This window comes from Pseudomonas sp. 01L34, from assembly GCF_056400265.1.
Map to the genome: position 1 here is coordinate 113,272 of NZ_JBFTSX010000002.1, position 13,231 is coordinate 126,502.

Consider the following 13,231-nt stretch of genomic DNA (forward strand, 5'->3'; position numbering starts at 1 on the left):
GCCGCCGTCTACAGGTGTGCATTTCAGATGTAGGTGGAGGCCAATCCGCCATCGACGGCCAGGTTGACGCCGTTGATCCAGCGCGACTCGTCGGCACACAGGAAAGCGATCACCGCCGCTACCTCATCGGCATAAGCGGGGCGTTTCATGCGATGGGCATCGGCCTGGGTTCGGGCCTCACCGAGCATGCTCACGAAGTCGCCGAGGATCGGCGTGAAAACCGGACCTGGCGCGACGCTGTTCATGCGCACCGAATGTTCGAGAAACCAGGGTTGGGCCTGCAGGTAATTCCAGACGATCAAGGCTTCCTTGAAATACTGGTAGCAGGTCTGGTCCGGTACCAGGTGCTCGGCCAGCCAGGCCTGCCCGGCGGCGAAACCTTCGATGCGCGCCAGCGCCTTGTGCTGTTCCAGACGTAACGGCCACTCGGCGCCGAGGATCGAGGCGATATTGACGATGCTGCCGCCAGCGTTCATGCGTGGCAGCAACGCGCTGCTCAAGTGGCGCAATCCCAGGTAGTTGACCCGCGCCAACAGTTGCGGGTTTGCAGTGCCCGGCACCCCGGCGATATTGCACAGGCTGTCGATCCGTGCCGGTAGCTGCGCCAGCAACCGGTCGATGTTCTCGGCACTGCTCAGATCGCCCTGAACAAAACCATCCAGGGTCATGTGCGGCGCCTTCAGGTCCACGCCAATCACGTGGGCGCCGTGGCTGCGCAGCAGGCTTGCCGTGGCCGCGCCGATACCCGAAGAGACGCCGGTCACCAGCACAATCTTGTTGTCGAGTTTCATGTTGAGTCCTCTTATTATTTTTGTGTACTCGGTGAGCCGACCTACCTTGTCGGCCCGACAAAACCGGCCCGTCAGAACGGGTAACGCGGCGCCTTATCCTTGACCGTCACCCATTGCCATTGGGTGTATTCATCCCAGTCGGCCGGGCCGCCTACGCTGCCGGCATTTCCTGAGCTGCCGCGTCCGCCGAAGGGGTTGATGCATTCGTCGGCCACTGTCTGGTCGTTGATGTGCAGCAGCCCGCAATTGAGTTGCTCGCCCATCGCCATCGCGTGCCCGACCGAAGGCGTAATGATCCCCGCGGACAAGCCATACTCGGTGCGGTTGGCCAGGTCGATGGCCTCATCGTCGCTGGCAAAACTCACCACCGTGGCCACCGGGCCGAAGATTTCCTCGTCGAACGCACGCATGCCCGGGCGCACACCGGAAAGCACCGTGGGTTGGTAGAAGAGCTGCTCATACTCGCCGCCGGCTTGCAGAGTTGCCCCGGCCGTCACACTCTCCGTGACGATTTCATGCACTCGCAACAGCTGGCGTTTGTTGATCAACGGCCCCAGCACCGCCTCACCGCGAGCGGCATTGCCGACCGTGATTGCCCGTGCCTTTTCTGCCAACCGGCGGACCAGTTCTTGTGCAATCGACTCATGGGCCAGGATGCGTCCGGTGGCCATGCAAATCTGCCCCTGATGCAGCCAGGCACCCCACGCGGCGTTGCTGGCCGCCAGTTCGAGATCGGCGTCTTCGAGCACGATCAACGAGTTCTTGCCGCCCAGCTCCAGGGCGACTTTTTTTAGATGACGCCCAGCCAGCTCCGCGACTTTGCGCCCCGCTGCGGTGGAGCCGGTGAACGCGATCATCCGCACATGCGGATCGCGGCACAGCGCTTCTCCGGCTGGCGCTGCACCCGGCAACACCTGCAGCAAGCCCTTGGGCAGACCGGCCGCCTCGAACAACCGGGCAATGATGAAACCGCCACTGACCGGGGTCTGCGGATCGGGCTTGAGCACCACGGCGTTGCCCGCCGCCAGCGCCGGCGCCACCGAACGCAGGGACAACACCAGGGGAAAGTTGAACGGCGAGATCACCCCGACCACGCCATGGGGCAATCGGCGTGCATAGGACAAACGCCCCGCTTCGCTCGGCAGAACCAGACCATGGGGTTGCGACAGCAGCCCGGCCGCCTGATGCAGCAACACGATCGCCTCACGGACCTCATGTTCACCCTTGAACAGGCTGCCGCCACTTTCCCGGGCGATGTACAACGCCAGTTCGGCAAAGTGTTGCTGGGCCAGTGCGGCAGCTTTACGAAAGATCTCTGCGCGTTCCCGTGGCCCCAATGCCGCCCAGGCCGGTTGAGCACGAGCGGCGTTCAGGCTGGCAAACGCGATGTCCGCTGCATCGGCCAAACCGGTGACGGTCAACACCTCGCCGGTGGCCGGTTCGATGACGCTATGGCTGCCGCCCAATGGACGTAGCCAGTCGCCATTGAAGATGCGTTCACGCCATGGCTCGTCCCGCAGAAAATCAGATGGTTCACTTACCGACATTTCGGTCTCCCGGCTCTTGTGTTTGTCATTGCCTGACGCGGCCTTGCTAAAACGATGCAAGGCGTCTGCGTGGTGAAAGCGCTAGAGCAAGGGCTGTGCCGACTTCCTGCGTCGCGCCGCATTTCAAGTGGCGAAGGCTCTGGCCTGCGGGCTATAGAGGGGTGTTTGCGAATAGGACAAGGTGCTTGGCGTACAGCCGGCAGCTCGCCACTTGTCCAAATGATAAAGTTATGTTTAATAACTGTTTTGCTAGTTGATCATTTCGATCAGTCGACTCGCTCAGGGGCATAACAATGAACAATCCCCATTCGCTGCTTCCTCATCTTGCCGTGCAGGAGGAGCATTTCTCGCCCCGAGGCGACAGTACCCAACTGGCCGAAGGCAACTCACCGACCCTGGCCGAGTTGACCGAATGCCTGTTCTTTTCCCCTGTTGACGGACGTATCTGGCTCAACGACCAGCGCATGCTGCTATTGCACAGCTCATCCTTCGGCGCGCTGCGACGGGAAATTATCGAGCGCCAGGGACTGGAACAGAGCCGCGGCCTGTTTACCCGCACCGGCTATCTCTCCGGCGCACGCGATGCGCGACTGATCCGCGAGCGCTGGCCGGACGCCGACGCCGCGGCGGTTTTCTCGGCCGGCACGCGTCTGCATACACTTGAAGGCATGACCAAGGTCGAACCCCTGCACTTCAAATTCGACGCCGACTCAGGCTTCTATGAAGGTGAATTCCTCTGGCACCATTCCTGTGAGGCCGACGAACATATCGCCGCCTACGGGATCGGCCAGGATCCGGTGTGCTGGACCGAACTGGGCTATGCCATCGGTTATGTCAGCGGGCTGTTCGGCCGTCTGGTGATCTTCCGCGAAACCGAATGCCGGGGCATGGGCCATGAGAGCTGCCGGGTGATCGGCAAGACCGCCGAGCAATGGGGCGATGTCGAGCAGGACCTGAGTTATCTCACTGCCTCACCCTCAAGCGCCGAGCCCAAACAGCCTCAAGCCCCGGCGCCCGCCCCCCAGGATGACGACAGCGAAAACCCCGGCGGGCCAAAACCGATTGGCGCCAGCGCGGCCTTCAATGCCGCTACCCTCGCCTTGCAGCGCGTGGCGCCGACGCCCGCCACGGTGTTGTTCAGCGGCGAGTCCGGGGTCGGCAAAGAGTTGTTCGCCCGTCAGTTGCACCAGTTCAGCCCACGCCATCAAGCACCTTTCGTGGCGCTCAACTGCGCCGCCATCCCGGACAATCTGATCGAGGCTGAGCTGTTTGGTGTCGAGCGTGGCGCCTACACCGGCGCGACCCATTCGCGCCCCGGACGCTTCGAGCGCGCCCAGGGCGGCACGCTGTTTCTCGACGAAATCGCCAGCCTCAGCCTGCCGGGTCAGGGCAAGTTGCTGCGTGCATTGCAGGAGCGAGAGATCGAGCGCATCGGCGGTGGCCAGCCCATCAAGGTCGACGTCCGGGTGGTGGCGGCCACCAATGTCGACTTGCGCAAAGCCGTGGCGGCCGGAGAATTTCGCGAAGACTTGTTCTACCGGCTGAATGTCTACCCCATCGTGCTGCCACCGCTGCGCGAACGTCGCGACGACATTCCGTTGCTGGTCAACGCGTTCCTGCGGCGCTTCTGTCAGGCCTACGCCCGCAAACCCGCCGGCCTGACCATGCGCGCACTCAAGGTGTTATTGCGCTATGACTTCCCCGGCAACGTACGGGAACTGCAGAACCTGGTGGAGCGCGGCCTGATCGCCAGCGAAGACGGCCAAGCCATCGATCTGATCCACCTGTTTCGCAACGAACCCATGCCGCAGGATGCGTACTCTCTGGACGACAATGGCAGTCTCGCCGCAACCGACCAGAGTCCCGCCGGCACACAGCCTCGCCCGGCCTTGCTGGAGACCCTGGCTCGCCTGGAACACGGCTTCTCCATTGAAGGGCTGGAGTCGCGCCTGATCGATGAAGCGCTGCAAAAAAGCCAAGGCAATCTGGCCGCTGCCGCGCGACTGCTGGGTTTGAGTCGTGCGCAGTTTGCCTATCGACTGAAAAAATACCGACAGGCATCGGCTTGATTCAGGCGGGTCAATGCATGGTGAACAGCGCTTAAAAGATTAATGAAATTAACTATTAAGCCTGAGGACGCTCGCCATCAGCCAACGAGACTTTTCGCTTCCGGGATAAACGCGCACTACAGAAATTAGCGCTTTAAAAGTTTTACCCGATTAAGTATTTTGCATGGATGATTGGGCGACATGCGCCCCCTTTATTCATAGCGACAAGGGATCAACCGTGAGCGGACTGCGTGAACGTCAGAAAGTCGAACGACGCCAAGCCATCAGCAAGGCAGCGATCGAACTGTTCGAGCGTCAAGGTTTCCAGAACACCACCATCGAACAGATCGCCAACCAGGCTGGGGTGTCGGCGCCCACCGTGTTCAAGTACTTCGGCAACAAGCAGGAAATCATCCTGGAAATCCTGCACGACGCCGACCAGCGCGCCCTCAAGGACACCCGCAACCAGATCCCTGAAATTGAGGATCCGGTCGACGCCCTGTGCTACCTGGAACGCCTGCTGACCGGTTACGCCCTGGAAGTCATGCATCCCAGTCTCTGGCGTGAACTGCTGCCGTTGATTCTATTTGGTGGTGATAACGGACTGCCCGAAGGTTATCGGGCCATGAACGATGCGCTCAGGGCCGAAATCAGCGGTTTACTCAGAGAACTGCAACAGGCCGGCAAGCTACGCGCCGACCTCAACGTCGACCTGGCCGCCTTCCTGTTGAACGACTACTCACACCTGCAGTTGTTCAGGCTGGTCAACCAGGAACAGCCGGACATCGAGTCACACTCCGCCCAGGTAAGGCGTATCACCGAGCTGCTCTTTTACGGAATGCGGGCCTGAGAACGCCAGCCTCCTCCCAGACTGGCTGCATGCCATAGCCGAGGCGCGTCATCGCTGGCGAGCCCGGCGTCACGATGATCAGCGGTTGGTCTTGATGGTGGTCCAGGTGCGGGTGCGGATCCGCTCCACGGCTGCCGGCATGGGCTGCAGAGCGAACAGTGTTTTGCGCGCTTCGTCCGGCACATACATGTTGGGGTTATTACGGATCTCGGCGTTCACCAGTGCGGTGGCGTCCTTGTTCGGATTGGGGTAACCGATCTTGTTGCTGATCCGGGCAATGACGTCAGGGCGCAGGATGTAGTTGATGAACTCATAAGCTTCTTTGGTATGGGGGGCGTTGGTCGGCACCATCATCACGTCCGACCACATCGGCGCGCCTTCCTTGGGTAACGCCATCTCCACCCTGACGCCCTTGCCGGCCGCATCGGCCAGTTGCTTGGCCAGCGCCACGCCACCCGACCAGCCGACGGCTACGCAAATGTCACCGTTGGCCAGGTCCATGCCGTAGCGTGAGGAGTTGAAGTAGGTGATGTGCGGGCGAATCTTCATCATCGCCGCCTGGGCCTGCGGGTAGTCTTCGCGCTTCTGGCTGTTGGGGTCGAGGCCCTTGTAGTGCAAGGCGATGGGCACGATTTCGTTGGCTGCGTCGAGGAAACCGACACCGCAACTGGCCAGCTTGGCGAGGTTCTCTTCCTTGAAGATCATGTCCCAGGTGTTCATCTGCACATTGGCGCCCAGGACTTGCTGAACCTTGTCGACGTTGTAGCCGATCAGCGTGGTGCCCCATAGGTACGGTGCTGCGTAGCGGTTGCCCGTATCACCGGCAGCTTCCAGGGTTTTCATGAACTCCGGGTCCAGGTGCCGCCAGTTCGGCAGCTGGTTGCGGTCCAGCGGCTGGACGGCACCGGCGGCGATCAGGTGACTCAGGTTGGCGCTGCCGGGGTACACCACGTCATACCCGGAATTGCCGGTCAGCAGCTTGGACTCCAGGGTTTCGACACTGTCAAAAACGTCGTAGATCGGACGGATGCCCGTTTCCTCCTGGAAGCTCTTGAGCACTTCAGGTGGCAGGTATTCGATCCAGTTGTAGATCCGCACCGTGCGCTCTTCAGCCAGGCACACACCGCTGGCCAGCAACGACACTACAGCGCCCAATAAGGTGTTACGCAAAAACGTGTTCATGGTGAAGCACTCCTGCGCGGCCGCGAAGGCTCGCGGCACTTAATAGCGGTAGGTGAAGTACAGTTCCAGCGCACTGAATTTCTGGTCATCGCCGAACACCTGCCTGGCGGCGGCCAGCGGCTTGACCCAGTTATAGGAGAGCGACGTATAGAACGACGGCGTCGGGGTCCAGTCGAGGAAAACCACACTCTCGTCCGCAAAGCGCCGATCGCTGACCTGCGCACCCATGTAGTTTTTCTCGTCCAGCCAGAACTGATAGTGGATCGCGCCGAGGGTCAGCGTTTCATTGAGGTGGGTCTTGAGCGAGAACTGCTGGACGTTTTCGTTGCTGTTGAACAGCAGGTAGTTGCCGACGACATCCCCCACCAGCCAGGTGCTCCAGTCGACGAAGCCCTTGCTCAGTGACTCCCAGGCTTTCTGCCGGTTGTCGGCGAGGTTGTCGTCGCCGGAAAAACTGGCGTAGCGATAGCCGATCACCGGGGTCAGCGGCAACGTGTTGAAGGCGTAATCCGCCTGACCGTACCAGGCGTTGGCATCGTAATCCACGCCTTCACCACTGCCCCGTTCCACGGCGTATTCGGCATTCAGGGTCAAGTCCGGCACGCCCGGTACTTTGGCCTTCAACGCACGCACGTTGTACACCTGCATCCCGTCCCGGCGTCGTGGCAGTGTACTGCCCTTGGGCCCCAGCGCGTTGACCTTCATCGCCATGGCCCCCAGTGTCACCTGGTCGTCGAGGTTGTAGTCCAGGTTAGCGCCGGTCATGCGGAAGTCACCCAGATCGTCATCGACCCGCAAGGTGAAGGCCTGGGTCTTCAATGCGCCATGATCCCAGGCCAGGATGGCCGAATCCTTGAAGGCGGTTCTGGGGCCAAGCCAGTAGGCGCCGTCCTTGAGTTGGTCGAGGTTACCGTCCATGACGATGAAGCCGGTCCCGATCATGTAGTTCTGGCGACCGGCTGTGAGCGTCCACTCCCCGGCCCGGAAACCACCGTAGAGTTCTTCGGTGGCTACATCACCATCAGAGCTGCGGGTGAAGCCGCCGGCATCGCCGTCGCCAAAGGTGGTCGCCGCCACCAGCGAGCCACCGGCCAACAGGCTGAAGTCTGGCTGCAGGGCGTATTCCAGCTTGACGCCGGGCTTGACGTAGAGCTCCTGCCAGTCGATTTTCGTACCGCCATTCTTGCCACTGCGCGCATCGACGCGGCCGCTGCCGAAGTTGACGTTACGGGTGGAAAGGGTCGCACCGCCGGCAGTGAAGTTGACCTCACCCTTGAGGTTGCCATCCTCGAAGGTGTAGCCCGCCAGTGCGACTTGGGCGGTCAGGGGTAAGCTGACCGCTAAGAGCGTTCGAGAGAAACGCGTCATGAGAACCATATGAAGCTCCTGTGTGATTATTGTTGTTACAGGGCAGTGAATGGCGGCGCAAAGCGCCGCCAACACCTGGTCGAGCCAGGCGAATAGGTCGCAAACTTCTTGTCGTTATGAGGCGTTTCAGTGAGTAAGGTGCGCGGCGATGGCACGCAGCATGCGCACGCTGTCAGCATCGAACGGGCTGACAGCCTCGGTCAGCGATGACTGCTTGACGATCACCACACCGGACGGCTTATCGACGAACAGGTACTGGCCGTGGATACCGCCGGCCATGATCGCCTGACTGTGGTCGTTGAAGACGTACCACTGGCTGCGGTAGGAGGCGTCAGGGGTCCATTGGGAGAACTCGGAGTTTTTGGCGTAGATCGCTGGATCGGAGCCGGCACAAATGCGTGCAACCGTCTCGGTCGACAGCAATTGCAGCCCATCACGGCGACCGTCGTTGGCCAGCAGCCGACCGAACCGCGCCATGTCTCGCAAGGTGGCGTTGAAACCGGCACCGGCAACGCTACGCCCCCAAGGATCGGCCATGAAGTAGCCGTCGCGCTCACACCCCAACTGGCTCCAGATGTCTTGCAGCAATTGATTGCAAGCCTTGCCCGAAGCGCGCTCCATGACCCAGGCCAGGGCTTCGGTGGTGGCGGTCACGTAATGGAAAAAGCCGCCGTGACTGCCGCGTTTTTTCAGCGACGGCAGGTACTGATACAGCGACTCGAACTGAGCGTACTGCGCAGGTGCCGGCTGGAAACCGCAGGCATAGCCGTACTGCGAGCTCTCGGAGTTGGGATCGTCATAGACTTCGCTGTAGTCGATGCCCACGGCCATGTCGAACAGCTGGCGCACCGTGGCATCGCCAAACGCGCTGCCCAACAGTTCGGGCACGTAAAACGCCGCCGGCAACTCCGGATTGAGGATGCCATCGCAGACCAGTTGCTCCCCCAGGGTGCCGATCAGCGACTTGGTCACCGAGAACATGACGTGCCGGTCCCGGGGACGCTGGCCGTTGAAGTAACGCTCGAACAACACGGTGTCGCCCTGCATCACCAAAAAGGCGTCGGTCTGACTGGCCACCAGATGATCGATGACACTGACGCTCAGGCCACATTCACTGTCGAAGTGCAGTTCATCCAGCGCTTGTGGCGCTTCCTTCAAGACGCTGACCGCTCCACCACCCGCCTCCACATCAATGGAGGGACGCAGGCGCGCCAGATTGCGGAACCCCCACTGATTGAACGGTGGACGCATCCAGTTGTTCCAGGTGACGCGGCGTTTCGGCTCGGCCGGAAAACCCTGCATAAACAAAGGCGCCAAGCGCCTGTGGAGTGACGATTCATTCGTCTCGATGTAAAGACTGGCCAGCAACGGCACGGTGTTCTGACTCATCGGGTTTCCCCTGCAAAATGACTCTGCGTGAAAGCAGATGCAGGGAAATAATTACCCGGTATTATTTTTTAGTCAATAAAACATTTATCAGATAAAAATATTTTTATCGCTGTGCTTTGATGGGGGGGCAAACACGGCGTTCAGCGCCCGTTACTCCTGCACCAGCCCTGCCAACCGGGGGGTAATTGGGTGCTAAATGCCCTCGCAGGGTGCTGATACCAGGCGTAGGATCAATACGATGACGGCTTATCACGCATCGTTGGAAGGTGACTTCCAACCCATCTGCATTCACGCGCAAACGCAAGACATTTACCGCCGCACTGTAAGGCCGCGCGACCCTTCGCAGTACAAGGGCCGTGTTCTCACAACAACAAAAGCGAGGTGAAATCATGTCTGGTAATCGTGGTGTCGTGTATCTCGGCGCAGGCAAGGTCGAGGTGCAAACCATCCCCTATCCGAAAATGGAAGACCCGCGCGGCAAGCGCATTGACCATGGCGTGATCCTGCGCGTGGTTTCGACCAATATCTGCGGCTCCGACCAGCATATGGTGCGTGGCCGGACCACGGCCCAGGTCGGGCTGGTGCTTGGCCATGAGATCACAGGCGAGGTCATCGAGAAGGGCCGTGACGTGGAAAACGTGCAGATCGGTGACCTGGTATCGGTGCCGTTCAACGTCGCCTGCGGCCGTTGTCGCAGTTGCAAGGAGCAGCACACCGGCGTCTGCCTGACGGTCAATCCGGCGCGCCCCGGCGGTGCCTATGGCTATGTGGACATGGGTGACTGGGTTGGCGGCCAGGCCGAATATGTGTTGGTGCCGTATGCCGACTTCAACCTGCTGAAGCTGCCCGACCGCGACAAGGCAATGGAGAAAATCCGCGACCTGACCTGCCTCTCCGATATCCTGCCGACCGGCTACCATGGCGCGGTGACCGCCGGTGTCGGCCCTGGCAGCACGGTGTATATCGCCGGCGCCGGTCCGGTCGGACTGGCTGCCGCCGCCTCCGCCCGTCTGCTGGGTGCGGCGGTGGTGATAGTCGGCGACGTCAATCCGCTGCGCCTGGCGCATGCCAAGGCCCAGGGCTTCGAGATCGCCGACCTGACCCTGGACACTCCGCTGCACGAGCAAATCGCCAACCTGCTCGGTGAGCCGGAAGTCGATTGTGCGGTCGATGCGGTCGGTTTCGAAGCCCGTGGCCACGGCCATGACGGCGCGCAGCACGAGGCCCCGGCCGATGTGCTCAACGCGCTGATGGGCGTGGTGCGCGTCGCCGGCAATATCGGTATCCCCGGTCTGTATGTCACCGAAGACCCGGGTGCGGTCAACAAAGCCGCCAAGCATGGCAGCCTGAACATCCGTTTCGGCCTCGGCTGGGCCAAGTCCCACAGTTTCCACACCGGCCAGACCCCGACGATGAAGTACAACCGTCAGCTGATGCAGGCGATCATGTGGGACCGGATCAAGATTGCCGAGGTCGTCGGCGTGCAGGTGATCAGCCTGGACGACGCGCCGCGTGGCTACCACGAGTTCGATGCCGGGGCGCCGAAGAAATTCGTCATGGATCCGCACAGGCTGTTTACCGCAGCCTAAGGAATGGGTTGGGACAAGGGCAGCTTTGAGCTGCCCTTTTTTATGGCCGTTTATAACGTTAGAAACAGCGCCGAGGTCCAGACTCGGGATTGATCGCGCTGCCGGGCGCAGATGAACAATGGATGTTCACGCCCCTGCTCCAGATTCAACCGGGCAAGCTCGATTTGCCCTTGCAGTTCACGAGGCAGCGGCGCAGCGGTTGTCCTTTCGAGGGACACCTTCAACTCCGCGCCCGGCAACTCTTCGGTCACTTGCGATTGCACCAGCAACTCATCGCCGGACAACTCCATCAGCACCGTCGGCGCATGCACGTAAGGTTGCGGTTCAGACGGGTCGCCGACCTTGATGTAGTTATCGATGCGGCTATGAACCTGCAGCGTGGCGCCGGCCAATTGCGACAAGTCGATTTCGATGCTGTCGGTGTCGCCGTTGGTGTCGGTGCGAAAGGCCAGAACCGTTGCATCCTTGCGCCATACAGTTTGTTCGGGGTGATCGAGACCCAAGGCGCGAAAGCCGTTGATGACCGCACCCGTCACGCGAATCTCGCCGGTCCAGTAGGCGCCGCGATAACGGTCCTTGATCCTTGCGCCGCCCAGGCGCAGACGAATACGTTGGCTGGAAAAACCCAATTCCTGATGCAGGTTGCGCGACCAGATCAGTTTGTCGCCATCGAACAGATCGACCTGCTCCCAGCCCGCCTCTCCGAGCAGTCGATAGTCCAGCGTGGCATTTGCATCGGCGGTGAACACTTCACCCATGAAATGCTGGCCCTGGCGCAGGCTGGCAAATGAACGCTCGCCGGTGGTGGCAAAAGTGCGACGGGCGCGAAGTGCCTTGCCAACACTGGCTCGATCGAAGGCCTCGGCCACCACGCCAGTCAGCCCGCCGCGAGAGCCGAACACCGCCGTGGCCGGAACACCACCGCCACAACGCCCCTGATGCTCATCGCTGTTCGCCGCGGCACCCACCCGATAGCCACGCTGAAGCGCTTCGGCGTAGACCCAATGGAACTGCCCCCAGGCCGAGCCGACCTCGATCAGGCGCTCCAGCTCCGGATGGTGCCAGTCGAGGTTGCAACGGCGTCCGCCGACGTGAGGCATCATCAAATGCCCTTCGGGGTCCTTGGCATAGGCGGCATACAACTCATCCACCGGCCAGGCACCCGGCTTGATAGTGCCGGCGGTGAACTCGTTCCACTCGAAAGAACGCACCAGCCGCCCTTGATTGTCGAAGGGAAACTCGGGTTTGCGGTCATGCAGGAACACCACATTACGGTCGCCGCCCGCGCAAGAGTTGCCGCACCATTCGGTGCCGGGATAGCAAACAAATCGTCCTGGTTCATTGAGTTCGTGAATCAGGTTGACCGCCTGATCCCAGCGCTGCTCAGTGATATTGAAATCATTGGCGGTGTAACCGAGGACATCGAGCCCGGCGACATCGCGACCGTAGCTGAGGTTGTACAAGGTGTCGTTGGTGCCCACCGTGTCATCGGAGTGCACATGCAGGTCGGCGTACAGCGGGCGCAATGCAGTGCCAGCCGGATCGACCGTGACAAACGCCCGAGCGGCACGCACAAAAGGTACCGCCACCTCGGCCGACAAGCGCCACTCCCCCACCGCACCAAGATCAAAACCTTCAAGCCGGGCAGTCGCCCAACCTTCAGCCGCCAGGGTGAACGGTTGTTGTCGCTCCCCCCCTTCGGGATCAACCAGAGTCAGGACACCTTGGAGCGGCAAGTTGCGGCAGGTGTTGCCCCAGGCATCATCCACCCTGAGCAGTACGTCGAACGCCTCACCCGCGCTGACCAGGCGAGGCACGATCAACTGCACGCTTTGCGCCGGTCCCGGCACGATGTTCAGCAGCGGGTCACCCGGCACCTCGGCAAATTTCGAGCTGCCCAGCGGGTCGATGAACAAACGGAAACGGAAGTCCTTCTCGACAAAACTCTGCACCCGCGTACCCGCGCCGCCCTGACGACGATCGCCCAGGCGAATGATTATTTTGTCTCCCGGATTCAGGTAACCGTCGATGATGTCGATGATGATCGCTTTCTGAAACGGCCGTTCATGCCCCTTCTGGTCGAAGCGCACTTTCAGATGCTGCACAGAGGCCTGGCTCTGGCCAGGGACCAGCTCGCCTGCCTGATATTCGGCGCTGACATAGTTGGGGCCAGTCGGATTCGAGGTCTGGAACAAGGCCCAGTCGGAGTAGAACTTGAAGGCCAGTTTCAGCCAGGCGCCGTCCGCAAGGCCGCTGCCGCCGACCTCGTAGACCAGGGTAATTTCATCCCATTGGCCGGCAATCAGCGTGTCACGATCACAGTGGATGCTGCCCAGAAACGGGCGTTGTTTGTTGCGTTCGTAGAGGCCTTGAGGGGCAATGTAATACCCGGCTTCGCGGGGATCGAAAACGTTACTCACATGACACCTCGTGCAGTGGTCCACTGAAGGTTTGAAGGGGGTTGAAG

General features: G+C 60.9%; 9 protein-coding genes. 3 read left to right on the forward strand and 6 right to left on the reverse strand.

Annotated features, from left to right (window positions below; translation table 11 throughout):
- Positions 1 to 23: 23 nt before the first annotated feature.
- Together AC1DQM_RS04900 and AC1DQM_RS04905 are read right to left on the reverse strand one after the other, a co-directional pair.
- Positions 24 to 791: a coniferyl-alcohol dehydrogenase gene (locus AC1DQM_RS04900; RefSeq protein ID WP_138867360.1), complete on the reverse strand. Its 768-nt coding sequence runs from the start codon at positions 789 to 791 to the stop codon at positions 24 to 26.
- A 71-nt stretch (positions 792 to 862) separates the two neighbouring features.
- Positions 863 to 2,338 carry a benzaldehyde dehydrogenase gene (locus tag AC1DQM_RS04905; protein WP_111454916.1) on the reverse strand — a complete coding sequence of 492 codons (1,476 nt, stop codon included), beginning with the start codon at positions 2,336 to 2,338 and terminating at the stop codon, positions 863 to 865.
- Positions 2,339 to 2,631: 293 nt separating this feature from the next.
- Between AC1DQM_RS04905 and AC1DQM_RS04910 the strand changes: the two genes are divergently transcribed.
- Both AC1DQM_RS04910 and AC1DQM_RS04915 read left to right on the forward strand, forming a co-directional pair.
- On the forward strand, positions 2,632 to 4,407 hold the full coding sequence (locus tag AC1DQM_RS04910; RefSeq protein ID WP_138867359.1) for a sigma-54-dependent Fis family transcriptional regulator: 1,776 nt from the start codon (positions 2,632 to 2,634) through the stop codon (positions 4,405 to 4,407).
- A 217-nt stretch (positions 4,408 to 4,624) separates the two neighbouring features.
- Complete coding sequence (locus AC1DQM_RS04915) at positions 4,625 to 5,236, forward strand: TetR/AcrR family transcriptional regulator (protein ID WP_018927876.1); 612 nt, start codon at positions 4,625 to 4,627, stop codon at positions 5,234 to 5,236.
- Positions 5,237 to 5,314: 78 nt separating this feature from the next.
- On the opposite strand, the gene AC1DQM_RS04920 is transcribed toward AC1DQM_RS04915, so the two are convergent.
- From AC1DQM_RS04920 to AC1DQM_RS04930, 3 genes are all read right to left on the reverse strand, one after another.
- The gene (locus AC1DQM_RS04920) at positions 5,315 to 6,418 is read right to left on the reverse strand and encodes a polyamine ABC transporter substrate-binding protein (protein ID WP_064617327.1); all 1,104 of its coding nucleotides are present in this window, start codon (positions 6,416 to 6,418) and stop codon (positions 5,315 to 5,317) included.
- Between the two features lie 39 nt (positions 6,419 to 6,457).
- Positions 6,458 to 7,795 carry an alginate export family protein gene (locus tag AC1DQM_RS04925; RefSeq protein WP_111454914.1) on the reverse strand — a complete coding sequence of 446 codons (1,338 nt, stop codon included), beginning with the start codon at positions 7,793 to 7,795 and terminating at the stop codon, positions 6,458 to 6,460.
- Between the two features lie 117 nt (positions 7,796 to 7,912).
- Positions 7,913 to 9,175: a serine hydrolase domain-containing protein gene (locus AC1DQM_RS04930; protein ID WP_138867358.1), complete on the reverse strand. Its 1,263-nt coding sequence runs from the start codon at positions 9,173 to 9,175 to the stop codon at positions 7,913 to 7,915.
- A 389-nt stretch (positions 9,176 to 9,564) separates the two neighbouring features.
- Here AC1DQM_RS04930 and fdhA point away from each other — a divergent pair, with 389 nt between their 5' ends.
- Positions 9,565 to 10,764 (forward strand): formaldehyde dehydrogenase, glutathione-independent, encoded by a 1,200-nt coding sequence (fdhA, locus tag AC1DQM_RS04935; RefSeq protein WP_019578605.1) that lies wholly within the window; start codon positions 9,565 to 9,567, stop codon positions 10,762 to 10,764.
- Positions 10,765 to 10,814: 50 nt separating this feature from the next.
- On the opposite strand, the gene AC1DQM_RS04940 is transcribed toward fdhA, so the two are convergent.
- A complete protein-coding gene (locus AC1DQM_RS04940) occupies positions 10,815 to 13,184 on the reverse strand; it encodes a hypothetical protein (RefSeq protein WP_138867357.1) in 2,370 nt (789 codons plus the stop codon).
- Between the last annotated feature and the right edge of the window lie 47 nt (positions 13,185 to 13,231).